Source organism: Fibrobacter succinogenes subsp. succinogenes S85, from assembly GCF_000146505.1.
In the GTDB taxonomy this organism is placed as follows: domain Bacteria; phylum Fibrobacterota; class Fibrobacteria; order Fibrobacterales; family Fibrobacteraceae; genus Fibrobacter; species Fibrobacter succinogenes.
The window spans coordinates 1,894,092-1,914,993 of the sequence record NC_017448.1 but is presented as its reverse complement, the minus strand read 5'-3'; the positions used below and the strand labels follow the sequence as shown (position 1 = coordinate 1,914,993).

Annotated in this window: 8 protein-coding genes; 3 read left to right on the top strand and 5 right to left on the bottom strand. The window is 47.3% G+C overall.

What is annotated here, in order from left to right; translation table 11 throughout:
- Positions 1-139 precede the first annotated feature (139 nt).
- The 4 genes from FSU_RS07810 to FSU_RS07795 all read right to left on the bottom strand — a co-directional run bounded on the left by FSU_RS07810 (position 140) and on the right by FSU_RS07795 (position 10,572).
- Positions 140-844, bottom strand: a complete 705-nt coding sequence (locus tag FSU_RS07810) for a hypothetical protein (protein ID WP_014545907.1) — start codon at positions 842-844, stop codon at positions 140-142.
- Between the two features lie 71 nt (positions 845-915).
- Entirely contained in the window at positions 916-3,036 is a 2,121-nt protein-coding gene (locus tag FSU_RS07805) for an ATP-dependent DNA helicase (RefSeq protein WP_014545906.1), read from the bottom strand.
- Between the two features lies 1 nt (position 3,037).
- Entirely contained in the window at positions 3,038-6,838 is a 3,801-nt protein-coding gene (locus FSU_RS07800) for a UvrD-helicase domain-containing protein (RefSeq protein ID WP_014545905.1), read from the bottom strand.
- A gap of 2 nt (positions 6,839-6,840) precedes the next feature.
- Positions 6,841-10,572 carry an exodeoxyribonuclease V subunit gamma gene (locus FSU_RS07795; protein ID WP_157747941.1) on the bottom strand — a complete coding sequence of 1,244 codons (3,732 nt, stop codon included), beginning with the start codon at positions 10,570-10,572 and terminating at the stop codon, positions 6,841-6,843.
- A 171-nt stretch (positions 10,573-10,743) separates the two neighbouring features.
- On the opposite strand from FSU_RS07795, the gene FSU_RS07790 reads away from it, so the two are divergent.
- A complete protein-coding gene (locus FSU_RS07790; RefSeq protein ID WP_014545904.1) occupies positions 10,744-15,255 on the top strand; it encodes a response regulator in 4,512 nt (1,503 codons plus the stop codon).
- Here FSU_RS07790 and FSU_RS07785 read toward each other — a convergent pair.
- Complete coding sequence (locus FSU_RS07785; protein WP_014545903.1) at positions 15,248-15,643, bottom strand: hypothetical protein; 396 nt, start codon at positions 15,641-15,643, stop codon at positions 15,248-15,250. The two genes, FSU_RS07790 and FSU_RS07785, sit on opposite strands and share 8 nt — an antisense overlap.
- A gap of 373 nt (positions 15,644-16,016) precedes the next feature.
- Between FSU_RS07785 and sbcD the strand changes: the two genes are divergently transcribed.
- Complete coding sequence (sbcD, locus tag FSU_RS07780; protein WP_014545902.1) at positions 16,017-17,333, top strand: exonuclease subunit SbcD; 1,317 nt, start codon at positions 16,017-16,019, stop codon at positions 17,331-17,333.
- A 12-nt stretch (positions 17,334-17,345) separates the two neighbouring features.
- Positions 17,346-20,894 carry an AAA family ATPase gene (locus FSU_RS07775; protein ID WP_014545901.1) on the top strand — a complete coding sequence of 1,183 codons (3,549 nt, stop codon included), beginning with the start codon at positions 17,346-17,348 and terminating at the stop codon, positions 20,892-20,894.
- The last annotated feature ends 8 nt before the right edge of the window (positions 20,895-20,902 follow it).

The window sequence follows — 20,902 nt, the reverse complement described above, 5'->3', positions numbered from 1 at the left end:
AATCACTATATACCAATGAAAAAGGCGAAAAAACATAAGGTCTATTTATGTATAGTAGTGAAAAAATAATAATGTTATCGCTTAACGATACAAAAAATCGCCCGCGTAATTGCGGGCGATGTGCTGTATGAAAATTTAATTACTGCTTCTTCTTTGCGGTGCTCTTTTTCGGAGCGGTGAAGTAGTTCTTCATGAAGACTTCGAATTCTTCGTCTTCGATTTTGTGCATGGTCGAGAGTTTGTCAAAAATCCAGCAGAGCTGTTCGTCGGTTTGGATGGCGACGTAACCGTCCTTGCGGAATACCTTGAGCTTCAAGAGGCCGCTGTCCCAGCGCTTGGAAAGCTTGAAGTCTTCAAGCAGGCGGGACTGTTCCTTGCAGATGGCGAGTTTGTCTGCAAAAGAATAGATCGGGGTATAGATGTTCGGGTTGCAGAGGTGCAAAAGTCCGTTACGGGCGTTTGCGGGGTTCTTTGCAAACTTCTTGGAGGCGAAGTCTTCGAGCTGTTCCTTGATTTCGGAAACGGTCTTGCCGCGGGTGGCTGCCGGGAGGGTGGAGAACTGGTTCAGGATGCCCTGCAAAAAGCTGAGGTCCCAGTTCTTGGAGGACGTACCGGTGCCTGCTTTCCAGAGACCTGCGTTGCCTTTGCCGGTGTTGGCGATGGCGTAGAGGGCGACTGCCTGCGGAGCGAATTCGCCGTTGGCCGGTGCTGCGGGGATGGCTTCGACGGTTTCACCGAGGAAGTTCTCTGCGAGGAACTGGTCGAATGCGTCGTAGATTTCTTCTTTGCCCGGGACTTTGAAACGCGGGGCGCCATTTGCTTTGAGTTCTTTGATTGTTGCCATTTTTCTTCCTTTATTTTTTTCTTACTTAAATATACACAGAAATGGGGGCGCGGGTACAAGGAATTGTAAAACTATAGCGAAATTCCCGTATCGCGCTCGCTGACGGTGGTGACGGCGGCTCTGAATGTGTCATCGTTTGCTATGATGGTGACGCTCTCCATGGCACGGGTGATGCCTGTGTAGATGATTTGGTTGGTGAGGAGGGGGTGGCCGATTTTGGTCGGCAGGAACATGGTCACGTGATTGTACTCGGAGCCTTGTGACTTGTGTATGGTGATGGCAAACGCTGTTGAGATGGAATCTTCGGGGAGGACCGAGAGGGGGTAGAATACATAGTCGTCGCGGGTCTTTTGGAGATCCTTTCTATGCGGAGCCGCTTTTTTGAGCATGAGGCAGGGGGTGTTGCCGTCAAAGACGACGATTCCCGTGTCGCCGTTGTAGAGTTTGAACATTTCCTGGTTCTTGGTGATAATCAGGAGCTGTCCGGGGAAGTAACCGGAGTCGTCCCATTGGACTGTTTTGCCTTCTTTTTTCTTTTTGGTGCGCCAGAGGCTCTTGATTTTAGAACAAACTTTTTTATTGATGTTTTCAATGCCTCGGAGGCCACGACGTTCGGCGCAGAGGATTCGTTTTGTCAACGAAAGTCGCCAAATGTCATTGCGACGTTTTGTTTCAATTTTATCGGGGTCATCTGCTTCAATGCCGGTGCGTTGCGGGTTGATTTGCTCGGCGAGTTCGGGGAGCTTAGCGAATTCTTCAGACCATTTGCCAATGAACGATTCGATGAGCTTTTCCTCTTCTTTTTTTGTAAGCGGCTTGTCGTCTGTTTCAAGACATTTGTAAAGAACTTTATCCTTGAATTCTGGGAACGAAGTGTTTTCATTTTCGGAAACGGGTTCTTCGCCGGTAATGGTAAATTTGTGAGGGACGAACTTGTTGCTGTCATTGCATTCGGCAACTTCCTTGATTTCTGCAGCGAGTTTACCGATGTTTGAACGGTCGTCAAAGCGGTTGGATTCGTTGAGCTTGACGGAAAAATTCTTGCCGGATTGCACTTTCAAGATTTCGCCGAGGACGGCGCCGGAATCAACAGAAGGGAGCTGGAATGAATCACCGAGGATGAATATGCGTGCGCCTTCGGGAATGGCTTCAAGGAGGGCCGCGAACATTTCGATGTCAATCATGCTCGCTTCGTCAATGACGAAGATTGAATTCTTTGGGAATTGTTCTTTGCGGTTGAAAGTGAAGCAACCTTTGCTTCTAGAGAATCGGAGCAGACGGTGGATGGTGCTGCTTTCGAGTTCGTTCAGCTTGCGGAAAATACGCTCGTTATCGCCGGTCTTTTGTTCGTCAAGAATATTTGAGAGACCACCGACAAGGCTTTCGCGCATGCGGTCGGCTGCCTTGCCGCTCGGAGCTGCAAGATAGATGTTCCAGTCAAGCATTTCGCTATGGCTTGCGAGCAGGTTCCACAGAATGTAGAGAACGACGGTTGTCTTGCCGGTACCCGGGCCACCTGTAACGACGAGGTTTTCTGTTTGTCCGCGGATGATGGCTTCGGCTTGGCGTTCCTTGATGATGAACTTTTTGCCGTCTTTAAGCTTGCACATATTGGCTACTTTTTCAGTACACTGCGCAATTTCGTCTTTGCTTGGCTTGCGACCGTTTTTGAACAAAATATTCGCCGCTTTTTCAATCACGCATTTGGCGTCAAAGTGCTTAGTGAAATAGAGGTGTGTTCCGTTCGGGCGCTTGGCGAGAATGAACGGCTTGCTCAAGGAGTCTTCGGCGGATTCTGTGTCGGTCTCGCGGCTTTCCATGATGGCGGAAAAGTCGTTAGTCAAGATGTCTTGAATGCCTTCGCTGATGATGCTTGCAAAATCGTCTGCGGTTGCAAAGGCGTTTTCGTCAATATCTTCTTCGGCAGTGCTGACGCGGAGCATCACGAGGCCGTTCCATTTGCGGGTCCACATGTCCGTGAACTGCGCTGCGTCTAGCGGAACGCGTGTGTTGCCGTCGTCAAGGAGCGACATACAGAGCGTCAGGAATTTTCGTGTATGGAGTGGAATGTCGCTCTTGATTTCAAAAAGCAGGTGGAGCAAGTGCTTGTCAAGCGGAACGAGCCCGCGCATTTCAATGAGGTCTTCAATGAAATCGTCAATTGATTCTATAGCGAGTATTTTGTTTTCCATATTATTTTTCCTCCTTAACGATGGAGGGCTTGCTCATGAGATCTTTAACTTTTTGGTAGGCCTTTTCAAGTTCGCCGAAGCTGTTCCAAGTTTGTGCGTAAATGCCCTTGGGGGTGCCACCTTCGGTGCCGCGGATGAACGCGTAATAGATGCCGCCAAAGTGTTTTTCAAAAATTTCAGCTTCGCTCAAATTCTCGGTGGTGCCTTTGCCGTAGAACTGCTTGAGCCATTGAATCAGGCAGTAGCTGTAAAGGACGCGCTGGATGGAGTAGTCGTTATCGACTTTTTCTTTGAGCGCTTCGGGCGTGTAGACGTTGTTTTCGAGCATGTCCGATTTCCAGTCGAGAATGGAGTAGTACTTTTGACTGTTTACGGTGCGGACGAATAGCAAGTCTATGAAGCCCTTGCAGAAACGCCTGAGGATGTCGCTTGCGCTAGTTTCAGAGATTGCTTGATTTTCGTCGGTCTCTTCGGAGGCGTCCTGGTTGAACTGTACTTCTGGCATGTGGTCATTTTCGGGAATGTCGGTAAGTGCGAATGTCTCCGATGTCGTCGTGCTGCCTGCGATTTCCGGCAACCTTGCGTTTAGCGTGTTCCAGGTGTAGTGCGTGGCGATGTCAAGCCAAGCTTCGCGATGATTCCAGATGGGGAGCGATTCGCGCTTGAACTCTTCTTCGATGAGGTTGATCGTCTTTGGGTTGGCGAGAGCCTGTTCAAAAGTTGAGTTTTCTTCGCCGAACTGCTTGAACTTGGTGTTTTCGAAAATGCGGTGGAGCGCGTTACCGGCGTGCGAACCACGCGGGAATTTTTTCGCAGTTTCGTTCAAGTTCGTCTGGTAATTGAGCTTTGGGTTGAATGCTGTCGTACAGTTTTTTGCTTCCGTGTCGATGTCACGAATTTTGACGGTGGATGTTTTTGCTGCCGTTTTTTCTTCATCGTCTCGGTCGGGTCTATTGCCGTCATCGGATTCAATTTGCGAATCCGCCTTTCCAGAAAGCGTACTGTATGAATGCTGCATGATGCTTGCACCTGCGAGTTTTTTCTGCAAGCTTGCCATGTTGATTTTTTGCTGGGCTATGTTTTGAGCGATTTCTTCGCTCGTCAAAACCGCGCCTGCTCCAGATTTTTCGTTGAGCGGCTTGAGAATTTTTGTCTTGACGTCATCACTGAGTTTTTTCGGTTCCCATTTTTCAAGCTTGGGCAAGACGGTCGTCAGCTTTTTATCGGAATCGCGTTTTTCGTCAGCTTTGATGAGCTCGTTTATGGAACTTTCTAGGAACTTGAATTCTTCCTTGACATTGTCTTTGCCGTACCACTTTTCGTATCGTGGCAGAATCAAGATGGACGATGCACGTGTGAAGTCAACGTAGAAGAGTCGTTTCCATTCTTCGAGTTCTTCTTGAGCGCGACGTTTCTTGGCGATGCTTCCGAAACCGAGCCGGATTTCGTCTTTGTCATGATAGAGGAATGGACCGGAATCGGTTTTGATTTTTTGCTTGAAACCAGCAACGGAAATGACAATCGGGAATTCAAGACCTTTCGAAGCGTGAATTGTCATGATTTGTACGGCATCATAGTCGGTACTCTTTTCAATGAGGTTGCCGTCTTCGTCATCGGTGCCTGCGTTGTAGCTGGCAAGAGCTTCTAGGTGGCGTACGAGATCTTCGATAGAACAGTTGTGGTTGTAGAGATATTCAACCGCGTAGTTGCCGATTTGGCGGAGTTTTGCCAAGTTCTGCAATTTGGAAATTTCTGTCAGTCGTTCTTCGATTTGCGTATCGCTGTAAATACGTTCGAGCATTTCGGCGTAGCGGCGTTTTTGGACGAGCTCATGCCAGGAATTGATTTTTTTACGGACTGGATTTTCGGGGTCGTCAAACGCTTCGCTTTCGACATATTCAATTTCTTGATAAGAAATTCTGAAGAAGTCCGTGATGAGGGCTTCGCTCAAGAGGCGTCTGTTCCATGCCGAAAAGTCGGGCGCGTCAATGGCTTTGAATAGCGCAATCCATTCGGTGCATTCTCGGCTGCTGAAAAGATTGCTGTCCTTGTAGCGGCTGAATGGAACGCCGGCTGCGCGCATGGCGTCCTCGATTTCATCCATTTCGCTTCGAGTTCTTGCGAGTACTGCAAAATCCTTGAAGGAAACGTTCCTGAGCTTGGTGCAGTCTTTTTTGTCAAAGACCTGCAAAACGGTCTTGTCGCCAACAAAGGAACACCATTCTACAATTTTTTGGACGGTGGCCTGGGCGAAATCAATTTCATCGATATTTTGTTGGCTAATCCAAATTGGGGCGACTTCTTTGCCGTTGATTTGTGGCAACGCCTTGACCTGGCCTTCTTTATCTGGTGAGAGTGAACTTTCAAAATCAACGAGCTTGGGTGAACCTTCGTAGGGCTTGAAAAAGCTGTCGTTGAAAAGATCATTGCATCCATCAATGATGCCTTTTGTCGATCTGAAGTTTGTCTTTAAAGACATGCCGTTGTTGATTTTTTGAATCGCCTTCTGGTAGACGTTCACATCGGCGCCCTGGAAACTGTAAATGGACTGTTTCGGGTCGCCCACGACAAAAATCTTGTCAAAGACGGCGCTGAAAATATCCCATTGCAGCTGGTTCGTGTCTTGGAATTCATCAATAATGGCGTAGGTGTATTGCGCGCGAAGTCTTGTCTTGAGTGGGGATTCCCCCTTGCTTTTATCAAGTACGGCTTGATGGACCGAGAGAATCATGTCGTTGAACGACTGTGCTTTCATATCGGTCTTGTATTTTTGCCATTCGTCAAATAGTTCGGGTATGTGGTCAAAAAGGAATTTCTTCAGCGGGTAGGAGTCGAGCTCTTCCTGGAGCGCTTCTTTGATCTTGCTCAGTTTTGAAATTCTTTCGTGGACGTACTTTAAAGCGTTTCCAAATTCATCATTGGGAACATCGGTAATGTTTTTCCCTATTTTTGTTGGAGTGAATGGGTTTTTGGTGGATGAATCCCAAGTATGAATGGTGTTGAGCAAATCGGAAATCGCTTTTTCACCACTTGAGATTTCTTCGGAATAGTATATCTTGTCCTTGTTCTCGTCCTTTTCAAGAATTTGGACGTTGCTATAGAACTTTTTAAATTTTTTCAGACTTTCAAAATCAACAATATCTTTTTCTAAAAGTGCTTCTGCCTCTTCTTTGCTGATGCAGTCCTCGCCCCATTCTATGCTTGGGGATTCAAGCTTGATGATTTCTTCTCCATTGTCATTCTTGCCTTTGTAGACGTTGATGGCTTTGGTGAATAAGTCCTTTAACTTATTTATTAAAGAAGATGTCTTTTCTGCATTGACCAACAATGCTTTGAATTCCTCGTCTTCACTCCAGTTGTCACGAATGAACTTTTCAATGAGGTCATTAACTTCCTTGTCGTCTATCATGGACATGTTAAATGGACGGCCTGCATCGTAGGCGAATTCCTTGAGCGCCTTTTGGCAGAAGGAATGGATGGTGAAAATGGCGGCATTGTCGACATCCTGGTAGGCTTTCGTGAACAGCGCGATTTTTGCGTCGCTGAGCGGCTCCTCGGAATCATCGCTTTTGTCAATTTTTCGGTTTATGAGGACTTCGTCTATTTTTTTACGAATACGGTCTTTGAGTTCTCCGGCCGCTTTTTCGGTGTACGTGACAATCAGGATTTTTTTGAGCGGTGTGCCAAGCTTTATGAGCTTGGAAACCATCAACTGGATGGTATATGTCTTGCCCGTGCCAGCCGAGGCTTCGATGAAGAGGCTTTGGGATGGGTCGAATTTGTTAAGACTGAAATTTTCCATAGTTATGCCTTCTTTTTCGTAGTCTTGCTTGTCTTGCTGGTTGTGCTTTCTTTTTTGCTTTTTGTTTTTTCAAAGGCTTCCTTTGACAAAAGCGTGAGGGCGTTCATCATCTTTATCGCCTCTTCCCACTGTTTTGTAAAATCGTCAGCTTCGAAGCCTACATCGGTGGTGGGGTCAAATAGCTTTTTCTTTTCAAAGTGTTCCCAAGGTCCGTTGATAAGTTTGTCCTTGTATGTACGGATCGTGTCCATGTTTGTGTCGGTTAATTTTGCGGGAACCGCCTTGAAGTAAGGTTTTCTCGTTTCGCTGCCGAATGCTTCTGTGTAGATTTCCTGCAAAGTCTCGGTGGCCTTTTTTGGAGTCATCTTGACGGTGGATGTTGTCGGGTCTTTCCCCTTTTCACTGTGGAAAACAGAAATCTTGATGCTTTGTTCCTGTTCTGCCATTTCGGCTTTATTTGATCGTTGGGCGATAACTGCGAGAGCCCTGATGTAAGGGGTAAGGAAATTGTCAATGGTCGGTTTTTTATTGGACGACGTAATTGAAATCATCTCGGTAATCTTGCCAAGGTCACTGCTGTCGCTCCAGTCCAGCGAGCCCGAAAGGGTCCATTTTTCCGAATCACTACGTTCAAACTGGATGTCCTCAATTTTGGCTTGGTAGCACCAGGATTCCTTGATTTTTTTGACAAGGGCTTCGCCCATGTTGTCCATAATGATTTTCTTGTTCTCTTCAATTTCGGAAGAGAGCTTGTCACCAAAGATTCCGTCGGGTGTTCCGCCTTTCAACTTGGATTCCTTTTTGAACTTTTCAAGTTCGTCGGACTTGTTTGAAAGTTCTGCGGCGAGCGTCATTTTGAGTAGTGTACTCTTTTTCAAGGCATCCAGCTGGACGGGCTCGAACATTTCCTTTTCTGGGTCTTCTGAATCGGAGTCGGCGAGCATCTGGCTGATACGGAACTGGAACGGATCCTTCAGGAATGAGCTCAGCATGTAGATTGAAACGCGATCAGGGAGCTTTGCCGTAATGTTATTACTTGCGGATTCTATGGCATCTGTTTCCGGATTCGCATGGGCGTATCCGTCTTGCATCATGTTGAGAAATGCACGCTTGTTGCGGAGGCTTTTTTGCGTGAACAAGTCTTCAAAACTGCGGGTCTCATCGAGCGAAATTTTGTTTTCGGGCCAGGCGTCGGACTGGCTGACTTTTTCGTTGGAAACATCAGTTTTGCTGTTGACTGCATTGACTAGGAACTTTCGGATGTCATTCACGACCGAGGTCGGATAAAGTTCGGCATCTTTGCGGATGTCCTGATTCACGTAGCTGATGTGGAAACTTTCGCTTGTGCTCATGAGCTGGCAGAGGAACGCGTAGCGGCGCTTGGCGATAGGCGAGTCGTCGCCCGGCCACGGTCGGCAAGACTTGCGAAGGTCAAGCGTATTCTGCTGCTTTGCTCCAGGGAAGTTCATGGAGTCGCCACCGATAAAGAACAGGTGCTTTACAGGGATGATTCGGTTCGGGATGAAGTTCATGAACGTGATGCCATTGACGAACAGCGAGCCGCAACTGTAGGCGGATGATTGCGCAGCGTTGAGGAGCGTCTGCTTGACTACCTTCCATGAAATACTTTGTAGCCCAGCGTCCATCTGGTTGCGGAGACCTTCGATGCTCTGCGTGACATCGTTGACGATGATTCTTTCGCTGGCAAATCCGTCAGGAGAGCTTGCCATTGATAGCCATTCGTTGATGAAATCGCAAAGCTTGTCGAGGTTTTCTATGCGATTTTCGCAAACAATTTCGTGTTTTACGTTCTGCTTGCAACCTGCAAATTCCATCCACTTCTTGAGCGATTCAATGCATTCTACAAACTTGCAAAGGGAACTGTTGTCGCTTGTCGCCATGTCGGCGTATGGCAGAAATTCACCGTCAGAAAATTCAACAGGATTCTTTGTCATCTTGGCGAGGAGAAGTCGGCGTACGCCGCTCATCCAGTCTTCTTTTTTCTGCTCGCGGTCGCGGTAGATGTTTGTCGCTTCAATCCAGCTTTCCCAATTGCTGACATCTTCATCGGTAATGTGGCGTGTCAGCTGTACGACGGGGTTGCGCAGCAATTCAAAGAACGTCGGGCGTGTGATGGTTCCCTGTTCAAGAATCGTAAACAGGTTGTCTAGAACGTTTTCGGTCAGTGAGCTTCTGGCAGGGGAGTCAACGATGGCAAATGGAATGTGCAAGAAGCCTTCTTTTTCGTTTTCTCCGGCATATTTTTTCTTTTCAGGTGTCTGGTCGAAAATCGTCTTGATGGCGGTGCGGTAATCGTCCAGGGCGGGCGACACGACGAGAATGTCGTTCACTCGTGCGCCCTTTTGCATGAGCTTGCTGATATTCGTGTGCAATGCTTCAATTTCACGAATCTTGGTCGGTGCCGCGGTGATGTCAAGGCTAAAGTCGCGCGCCTTGCAATCGCTTGCGGTAAAGTTTGGCAGCGTGTTGATTCGGTTTGCAATCGCGTACTGCACCTTGTGCAAAAGCGTGTCTTGCGGAAGATCTTGGGCGGTGCGGTTGTCGTCTTCACGGCCGCTCATGCTGAAATCAAAATCGTAATTGACCGCTTGGCACCAAAGCTTGATGTTGTCGCGGCCGGAACGGCCCCAGTTGCAGAGCAGCGTGTTTTCGGCTTCCGCTTCTTCGTTGCTGTATTCGGAAATGTCGTCAACGTCCGTGCTTTCGCCTGCGTTGGAATAGTCAACGGACATCTTTTCGCGAACGTCGTCAAGGCTTGTGCCGTTGTCTTTCCATTGCCCGTCGCGCGATTTCCAGTTCCTGTGGATGTTGGCGTTCTGGTCGTGTACAGTCGATGTGTCTTCCCAGAATTCCATGCACGGGTTTTGGATGTAAGCGTAAACGTCGTGCGTTTCGGCGTATTTCTGCAAAATCACGCGATAGAACTGGCCCATACCGCCAAGGCCGAAAATAAATAGCGGAGTGTTGCCAATGTGTTCCGTGTGGAATGTGACATTGCCTTTATCATCTTGGCATGCCTTATATAGGTAGGGAATCGTCAAGTATTCCGTGCGTTCAATCCCCTTGCGCTTTGCTTCGTTTTCAAAGACCTCCGTCAATAATGAAGGTTTACCTTGGTGTTCGTGGAAAATGGCGGAATAAAGTTCGCGCTGCCAGGCTTCGCGCTTTGCGATGTCGTGGTTTGCTATTCCAAAAAAGTCGTCAAGGTGATCTTGCTTCCATTTTTCAAGGATACCGGGGGCGGAACTTCCGTCGGCACGGCGGATGAAATCCTTGGGGCGGCTTGTCTCGTATTCCAGGAACAGCGATGCCATTTTGCTCGCAAAGTCAAAAAGGTGCGTTTCGTCGAGTGTTCTGTCAATAACTAGGTAGCGCTTGACTTCGTCGTCCATGCGCATATAGTTCGGGACTCCGTCCGTTTCCTTGACGAGGTGGGCGAGGATTACGTTTCGGAGCATTTCGGCGTGCAATTTTTGCTTATGCGTGTCGTCGCCGATGAGGATTTCCATGAGGAAACGGTCGATCATCATGGATTTGAACCCGATGAGCGATTTCTTTTTCTGCACCCATTTCAGGCGGAACCACTGTTCCAGTTTCGGGTCCGGGAAGATTACAGCTGGTGCTTCAAACGGGTTTGTCCAGGCATCGGACACGGCGTCGATCATTTTATCGGCGAGATTTTCGAGATTAAGCGCGAATTTTAAATATAGCATGGCTACAATATATCTTTCGTAGCTGTCAAATTTAGGCATTGACAGCCTTGAATGTGAAAAAAATTGATTTTTTTTGAAAAAACAGCGTTTTTGTGACGCTTGTCTCATGTTTTTACGATTAATCTTTGCGTTTTTGGGATTTTTCATATATTTAATGAGGACGGGGCTTGAATGCTTAAAAAAGATGTAAACCAACAGTCATGGATTGAAAAAAGCAATGCAATCATTGATTCGATTGCTGATGAATTCGATTGCGTCTGCTACGTGGATTTGTCGAAAAGCCCAGATGACGATGACGTTGATATTTTCCATGCGAGCCAGTTCTTGGTTGCCCGTGTACCCGCTCTCCGTGGAGAGCGCAATCTCCGTAAGCGCTTTAGCCTGATTTGCGGAAATTTTGTCTGCTCCGAAGATCGCGAGGACTTTTGTGAAAGAACCCGCCGCGAAGTGATTGTTCAAAATCTTGAAAATTCATCGCCGTACATTGTCCCGTTCAGGTGTGAGCTGGATGGTGCCGAAGTCTATTTTCAGATGAACTTCTTTGCAGACCGCGATGAGTCTGGCAAGCTGAAAGGCTTTGTCATGCGACTCCGCAATGTGGACCGCGACATCCGTTCCAAGCAGCGTTACGAACTTGAACGCCACCTCAACGAAAATATCGTCATGAAGTTTGGCGAAAAGGTGGAGTCCGTTTTTGTCTTCAACCCGACAAAGAGCACGTTCAGGACTTTGTATTGCAAGGACGAACTCAAAGGTCTTTTTCCGGCCGAGGGCAAGCTCAATGGAATAGGTGGGCTTGTTGTCATGGACGTCATTCATCCCGCTGATCGGGAGATGATGATGAAAGGCCTTGACATAAACAATGTCCTTGACCGCCTTTCTCGCGAGCGTAATTTTCGCTACCTGTTCCGTGATATTGCTCTTGGTTATGCCCGCTGGTACGAAGCGCGCGTGATGCGTTTTGATATCGGTGACGATAATGAATTTTTGGTGGGCTTTGTCAACAAGAACGATGAAGTCATCAATAAAAAAATCAACGAAAAAGTCAGTGAAGAATTTGCAAGCATTGACCTTATCAACCTGGAAGAGAATATCATACAGGTTATTCGCAGGTCAAAGTATTACAATGGCGTAAAAGAAAAGGATATTATTCCTTTTGAAGTCGGCTTCAAGAACGCGTCTGCATTTGTTCATGAGGAATTCAGAGAACAGTGGAATGAGTTTGGAAGTATTGAAAACTTGAAACGTATTTTTGCGACTACAGATAGCCGGGAAATTGTTTTCAAGCATTTGACGGGTGACGGCTCATATTTTTGGTGCCGCAACGTGTTTCGTGTCCTGGATAGGATTGACGGTGTCCCGGTAACGCTTGTCATGACGGCTACGGTTGTGGATAGGGACCAGTCCGAAAAGCTCAGCTTGAACGAAAAGCTTGTGCAGCAGAAAAAGGAGCTGGAAATCAACCTCTCGATTATTGACGTGCTTGCGTCTGAATATTCGTCGGTAATGTACGTTAATCTCTTGACCGATGAAGTGATTCCGTATTCCATGAACGAAATGTCGGAACACTATTATCAGGCCATGCTCAAGGACAAGACCAACTATAACGATGCTTTCTTAAAGTTTGTTAATGAATTTGTCTATGATGCGGATAGAGAAAAAATGCTTGAGGCTGGAAACCTTGACAATATCAAGGCGGCGCTCCGGAAAAATAAGAGCTTTGTGACTCTTTTCCGTTCAAATGTTGCGGGCCAAATCCGCTATAGCGAAATGAAGCTTGTGAAGGTTGACGCCGAAAACGAGGAACCGACCGCAATGGTGGTGGCGTTTGCGAACCGCGACAACGAAGTGAGTACCCGCTTTGTGCATGACAAGATTATGGCGGAGTACGAGGCGATTCTCCTTTGCGACTTGTCAAACGATACGGCTCGTGAAATTTTGCCATCGAATAAAGTTGATTTTGGCAACGAGCAAGAGCGCAATACATGTTCTTATCGCGCTAGCCGAATGGTGCAGATTGTCGATAGCGAATACAAGGAAGAATGGATGCGCCTTGCAAGCCCGCAGTATATCCAGCGTCTCCTTGCTTACGATGACCGTCGCGAATTGCTCTTTAAGGCTTCGATTTTCAAGAACCCGTGGATAAGCTTTGTGATGCAGGTTGTGGAACGCCGCAATGGCGTTGCGACTCTTGTGATTATGACGTTTGCCGCGGTGGACAAGAAGCGTGCCGAAAAGATCCAGCTGAACAAGAAAATTGCGGAACAGAAAAAGGAACTGGAACGCAATATTTCCATTATCGAAGCGCTTTCGTCTGAATACACGTCGGTGTATTACATCAACCTTGAAACCGAAGAAATTACGCCTTATTCCATGAACAAGGCAACGGCAAACTCGTTTGGCGAAACGTTCAAACGAAACGTCAAGTATTCGGCAGCGTACTCTGTCTATGTCGACAAGTTTGTGAGCGGCATCTATAAGAATCGCATGCTCCAGGCGGGTTCTCTCAAGAATATCCGCGAGCAGCTTGCCACCCAGAAAAGCTTTAACACGATGTACGTGAACTTCCTCAATCGCTATTGCGAGATGAAGCTCGTGAAGGTGGGTGATTCGGACCATCCGAAATTTGCGGCGCTTGGTTTTGCCGACAAGGATGACGTGCTCCGCAAGGAAATCCAGCAGCAGGCGGTGATTCAAGGCCTTGCCGAAGACTTTGACTTGGTGTGCTATATTGATACTGTTTCCATGCATGAAAACGTGTACCGCTGTACGGATGTCTTTACGCGAATTGTCCCGAATTGGTCGGATATTCATGGTTTTGGTGAACGCCTCAATGTCATTAAGGACAAGTTTGTTTGTGAAGAAGAACGTGAAACGTTCTTTGCCATGACTCGTCGAGAGGTTATTCTTGAAAACCTCAAAAACAAGAACGCCTATTACGTGAACTTCAAGGCGAATGTCTTTGGACATGTTGAATATTGGCAAATCAAGTTTGTGCTGACTGCAACGAACCCAGTGCAGATTGTGGCGGGTTTCCATAGCGTTGACGAAGAAACTCGCAAGCAGAAGAAAGACCAGGAAGCTTTGGAACGGGCGCTACAGATGGCTAATTCTGCAAGCCGTGCGAAGACGACATTCCTCAACAACATGAGCCACGATATCCGTACGCCGATGAACGCTATTATCGGATTTACGGGTCTTGCTGCAGAGCATATCGACAACAAGGAACAGGTTGCCGATTACCTCTCGAAAATCGGGCAGTCTTCGGAACACTTGCTTGCTCTTATTAACGATGTGCTTGATATGAGTCGCATTGAATCGGGCAAGATGAATATTGCCAATCGTCCGGAACGACTTTCGGATGTTGTACACATGCTCAAGGGTATTGTACTTTCGGATGTGCGGTCTCGTCAGCAACAGTTCTTTGTGGAACTTGAAAACGTTCATAATGAAATGATTTATTGCGACAAGTTGCGCTTGAACCAGGTGCTTTTAAACGTTGTTTCCAATGCCATCAAGTACACGCCGAAAAATGGACTCATTACGATGAATGTCAAGGAATTGCCTGCTGAAACAGGCTATGGCGTTTATGAGTTCTTGGTGAAAGACAACGGCATCGGCATGAGCGAAGCTTTCCTGAAGCAGATTTTCGATCCGTTTACCCGCGTGAATTCTTCGACGGTGAGCGGTATCCAGGGAACTGGCCTTGGCATGTCCATCACGAAGAATATTATTGACATGATGGGTGGTACGATTAAGGTTTCGAGTGAAGAAAATTTCGGCACCGAAGTCTTGATGACGTTCAAGTTTAAGCTTTGCGAAGATTCTGAAGTATCTCTTGGTACAGGAAAGTTCAAGGGCTTACATTGCCTCGTCGTCAATGACCGCCCGAATATTTGCAGAACCGTTGACGCGTCTTTAAAAGGCGAAGGCTTGCGCTATGATTTCTGTACATCGGATGCTGGCGCTCTCGAATGCATTGAAAAATCCCGCACAGCAAAAGATGATTACCAGCTGATTTTGATTGACTGGAATGTGCAGGAGATGAGGGGCATTCAGATTTCGCGCAAGATCCGCAAGGTGCTTGGGCCGAAAACGCCGATTGTGGTGCTTACCTCTTATGACTGGCTCGACATCGAAAAGGAAGCGCTTGAAGCGGGCGTGACCTCGTTCTTTGCAAAGCCCTTGTTCCCCTCGGATTTAAGGCGAATGCTCGAAAAGTTCTGTGGGAATTCTTCGGAAATTTCGCTGGAATCTGATTCTGCGTTGAAGACGCTTTCGAATCAGCCTCAAGCGTATGACTTTACGGGTCGCAAGGTCATGCTTGTTGAAGATAACGAACTGAACCGTGAAATTTCAACAGAAATTCTGGAAGACCGCGGTATAGAAGTGACGGCGATGGAACGTGGCGACTTGGCGGTTGAAAAGCTCAAGTATTCGTCTGTCAAGTACGATGCGATTTTGATGGATATCCAGATGCCGGGTATTGACGGTTATGAGGCTACCCGCCGGATTCGTAAACTAGAAAACAGGGAAGTGGCGAATGTGCCGATTATTGCGATGACCGCAAACGCATTTGAAGAAGACAAGCGCGCTGCTTTAGAATCGGGCATGAACGACCATGTGGCAAAACCCGTGGATGTAAACGTCCTCTGCGCTACCCTCGCCAGGTTCTTTAAATAGTTTTTTGCACGCCGTTGTCAAATTCGACGGTAAACCACTTTTCTTCGATAACTTCGTAGTCGGAACCGCCGTTAAAGACGTTTGCGTTTCCGTAGACTTCGTATCCTTTGTGCATAGAAACGGTACAGGCGAACTTTTCGGAAAGCTGTTTGCAGACTTCGGTGATGATGGATTCCGGGATGTTCTTGCAGATTTCCTGGATGCTGATGGATTCGCATTTTGAATTGCTGTCGGTGATGCCGCGCAGGCTAACGCTTATCTGTTCGCTAAACTTGCGGAGCAAAAATATATAGCCCTCGTGCGCGTATTCAACGGGTGCATCAGAAAACGATGCAAGCGCCTCCGCGTTACAATAAACCGAACCGATAACACTATATTCGTAATCCATAACCGAATTATAGTAAGAATTGTATCTGAATATGGCTTGTTTATAGAATAATTTATAAACGTAGTCATAAATATAGCGAGTAAAGTGTTTCTTATTAAGGATTATAATATAGTGTTGTGAGAATAAAGCGTCGGCCAAGGTATTATCTTCGCAGTAGCGTGCAAAACGAGTGTTGCGACGGGCTGCTAGCAGACCGGCATAACCGAGTGAAGCCGCTGACGCCGGAGGCGTCAACTCCGAGCTGGGGCCCCGCCCGCATAACTTTCATTTCAGCATTATAAAATGCCTTCAAGCTGAAAGCTCTAGATTTGTCATAAATAGACATTTACATTTTTTATATTTGAAACGATATAGAATTAGAGGTTTTTAAACAATGAAATTTATCCATACCGCAGACTGGCATCTTGGCAATATGATGCACGACATTGACCGCACTGAAGAAGCGGCCGCATTCCTCAAATGGCTAAAAGGTGAAATTGAACGCGTCGGAGCCCAGGCTCTGATCATTGCAGGCGATATCTTTGATATCGTGAACCCTTCTAACGTGGCGAAAACGCAGTATTACAAGTTCTTGGCTTCGCTCTTGAAAACGAATTGCACCAATGTGGTTGTCGTTGGCGGTAACCATGATTCGGGAGCGCTTCTTGATGCGCCTGCGGGTGTCCTTGAGGCTTTGAATATCAAGGTGGTGGGCTCGATAAACGGGCGTAAAGTAGAAGATTTGGTGGTGGAACTCAAGGATGGCGATGAAAATGTAATCGGCATTTGCTGCGCTGTGCCGTTCATGCGCAATCTGGAGCTGGAGCAATTCTATAAGACAGATGAGCGTGAATCTGGCGAAGGTGCGGATGATGTGTCTGATGAGGACTTGCTGAAGCGCCTTTATGGTGATGTGTACCGCTATGCCGTAGAATTGCGCGGTGAAAGGAATATTCCGATTATCGCGACTGGGCATCTGTACGCTTCGAACCTCTCGGGCCGTAACAGCGATGAGCTTGGATCTGGTGCGAACGAAAATGCGACAATTTCTGAAAACTCTGTGGAAGATGGTGTTCGCGAAGTTATCGGAACGCTTGGCAATGTGGATGTTTCTACGTTCCCGAGTGAACTTGATTACGTAGCGCTTGGACATATTCACTACGCATCGATGGTTGCCAAGAATCCGAAGGTGCGCTATTCAGGCTCGCCGTTCGCGATGGGCTTTGATGAATCTAACTGCAAGCGTGTTGTGCTTACGGTCGATGTGAAACCGAATGAGGTGCCTGTTGTTGAAAAGGAGGAAGTCCCGAAGGCGATGCGCTTTGAACAGTTCAAGGGCGACCTTGAAACGCTCAAGCGTTGTCTGCGAAATCTTGAAAAAGAACTCGTTGCAAATCCGATGGAAACGTATGTTGATTTGCTGTTGACGACGGGCGATTTTGTAAGCCTGAATCAAGCTCTTGAAGCCGAAGAAGCTGGCAAGCATTTTGTGGTCAAGCGTCACCGTATTTCGCGCGGTGTCTTGCGCGGGGCTAATCGTTTTGATGACAATGTTGAATCCACAAAGCAATATACCCAGGAAGACTATTTTAGAATGCTTATTGCTACGAATGCGGAAGAAAAAGAAGATTCCGAAGTCGTAAAGAACCTGTACGACAAGTTTATCGGCATGTTTAACGAAGCCGTTTGCAAGGCGCATGAAAACGATTAAGGGGGTGGAATAATGAAGATTAAGAAGATTGAATTTTGCAATATCAACTCTCTCGCCGGTGAATGGACGATTGACTTTGAATCACCGGATTTTGCGAATAACGGCATGTTCTGCATTGCTGGCCCTACGGGTTCCGGAAAAACGTCGATCCTTGATGCGATTTGTCTTGGCCTTTACGGCAAGACTCCTCGTTTGGGTGCCATTAAGGGTGATTCCAATGAGGTGATGACTTATGATACCTTGAGCTGCTACGCAAAGGTGACTTTTGAATGCAAGGGCGTAGTGTATTCATCTTGCTGGAGTCAACGTCGCTCTGCAAAAACGAAAAAGCTTCAGAAGTATGCTTGGGTGCTTAAGAACGAAACAACGCAGAACGTGGATGTTTCGTCGTCAAACCAGACGGAAATTGAAGCGACGATGACCCGCGTGATTGGGCTTGACTTTGGACAGTTCACCAAGTCCATGATGCTTGCGCAGGGCGAGTTCAACAGGTTCTTGAAGTGTAGTGAAAATGAACGTGCTGCGATTCTTGAAAAGCTGACAGGCGACGGCATCTACCGAAAAATTGCAGTCGCGGTCCATGACTTGTATGCCTGCGCAAACAGGGCTGTCCAAGATATTGAAAATAGGCTTGGCGATGTCACAATGCTGAGCGAAGAAGAGCTTGCTGAGCTGAATGCGAAAATTGAAGAAGCTACTGCGCAGAAAAAGGCGCTGAACGAAAATGTGGAACGTTTGCTCTATATTTGCACGTGGTTTGAGACCCTGCATAACATTGAGTCGCATTTGAATACGGCGAAAGAAGGGCTTGAAAAAGCTGAGCGCGCAAAGGCCGATTTTGAGCCGGATCGCGAAAAGCTGGAACGCGCTGTCCGTGCGCAGGAAGTAGAATCGTCGTATGCGGAATACAATTCCGTTCGTGATAATCTTGGACGCATGAAGGATCAGCTTGAAAAGAGCAAGGGCAAATTGCCGGAAGCGGAATCAAATCTTGAACGCGCTACAAATGACAATAGCGTAAAGCAGGAAGCCTTGGAAAAGCGCAAGGCCGAATACTCGGCCGGTGAAACACTGTGGGAACAGGTTTCGGCGCTTGATGGCGATATTCGAAATTCGCATACGCAGTTGAAGGGCTTGGATGATGATGCCGCAAAAATTGCAACGGAGATTAGCTCAACCCAGACGAAAATCAAGGAGTTCGACAATCGGATTTCTGAAAATGAAACCGCTTTGAAAAAGGTTGAAACGTACATTGCAGAAAACGGCAATGATGAAAAGATAGATGGTTTGTTGCCGCTTTTGAAAGCTCTTGCTTCGGAAAGAACGCAGGAATGGACTTCTGTTTCAAAAGAATCTCAGCAGCTTGATGATCAGAAAAAGGCTCTGCAGAAATTTGATGAAGCTTGCGAACAGCAAAAGCAGGAATTGGGTGCATTGCGGGATTATTTGAATGAGCATCAGATTGATGCAGAACTCGTGAATTTGTTGCCCGAAATGAATGGCTATGCCAACGATGTAGATCGCCATCACAAGGAATCGGTACGCTTGCAGGGTGAAATTTCGTCTAGGCAGAAGTCGTTGGACGGTGTTATTTCGGAACGCGAAAAGGCTCTTGCGAATTTGACGACATTGCAGAACGAGAAGGAGTCCATTATCCAGGAGGACATTCCTGTCGTTGTCGCGGAGCTGCGCCATACCTTGAAGCCGGGCGAACCTTGTCCGGTCTGTGGCTCACGTGAACACCTCTCCTGCGAAGATTCTGCGAAGGTTGAAAATGGTGCAGATCGCCTCAATGATTTTGCCGCCAAGTTGCGTAAGATCAATGGTGAAATGGAAAAAGTCCAGCGTGCTTTGGATGGCTTTGCAACGCAGCAGCAGAACTTTGAAGAGCTGATTCGCGAAAGTTCCCAGAAGGCGAAAGAAGAAGCGGATGCCGAAACATCGTCGCTTGAACTTTTGAATTCAAAACTTGAACCGTGGAAAAACTCGGCGAATTTTGAAAAGGCAACGTTTGAGAGCGTCCGTGGTATTTTGCAAAATTTGCAGTCGCTCAAGACGACGTATTTGCAGAAAAAAGAAAGTGCCGATGGCTTGCAGAACAATGTAAATAATGCCGCAATCCAACGTGCAGAGCTTGTGGGGACTTTGAGCCGCATAGAGGAATCGCTTAAAAAGGCGCAGGATAAGATGCAGGAGCTTTCTAAGGAATTGGAAAGCAAGCTTGAACCGTGGTTCTCGAATATCCGCATGGAAGATTTGGATGCGCTTCTTGCCGAATTGGAAAAGAAGAATGGCTTGTGGAACAAGGCTCAAGAAAAGCAGGTCAAGCTCCAGGGCGAACTGGAAACGTTCCGTTCAAACGTGTCGCAGCTGAACGAAAATCTTGGACTCACGCAGTCAAGACTTGATGAGGCAAAACGTAAGATTGAGGAATCTCGCGGAAATCTCGCGACTCTTGAAAACCGCCGCAAGGAACTCTTTGGCGAAAAGTCTGTCGAAGAAGAACGCAACAAGGCGAGAACAAGTCGTGAAACCGCAGAACGTGAAGCCGATAGCGCCCGCCGCCTAGAACAGCAAATGCGTGAAGCGAAAATTGCGCTTGACAAGTCTATTGCGGATTTGAATGGCCATATTGCCGATGCGGAACCGAAACTTGCTGAACTTCAGAAGCTCTTCCTTGAAAATCTTACATTGAAATCTTTTGCAGACGAGCAGGAATTCCTGGCATCAAAGCTCCCGGAATCGGATCGCAAAGCGCTCCTGCAAAAGCAAAAGCTTGTGGATGATAACTTGACGACGGCACAGACGTCGGTCAAGAATTTCAACGATCAGCTTGCGGAACACCAGCAAAAGCGCAACTTTGAAGAAACCGAAGATGTGGCAAAGCAGAACCGCGATACGGCAAAGTCCAAACTGAACGAATGCACCGTGAATCTTGCGACTTGGACAGAGCAGAAGAAAACTGATGCGTTGAACCGTCAAAAGTTCAGCGATATGCAAGAAAAACTTGTGGAACTCAAGTCCAAGCGTAGCGACTGGGAACAGATGCAGCGCTGGTTTAACGGCAACAGGCTTGAAACTGGTAATGGCGATGTGTTTGTCAAGTTCATCCAGACGATTACGCTTCGCAATTTGCTGAAAATTGCAAACGGCTACTTGCACGACATGTTCCCGCGTTACGAGATGGTGACTGAGGAAAATACGCTCAATATCCAGCTTGTGGACCATGACAATAGCGATGCCGTGCGCCCGATTGACAACATTTCTGGTGGCGAAGGGTTCCTCGTGAGCCTCTCCTTGGCGCTTGGAATTTCGACGCTCGCAAGCCGCAATGTGAGCATTGACTCCATGTTCCTCGATGAAGGTTTTGGTACGCTTGATACTAAGATGCTCCAGGAAACGGTCGTCGTGCTTCAGAAAATGCAGCAGGAAAAAGGCAAGCTCCTGGGTGTCATTACGCACGTGGATGTGGTCAAAAGTGAACTCAGAACACATATTGAAGTTACGCACAATGGTGGCCGTAGCTTCTTGAGCGGGGCGGGTGTGAAAAACGGCCATTGAAATGATGG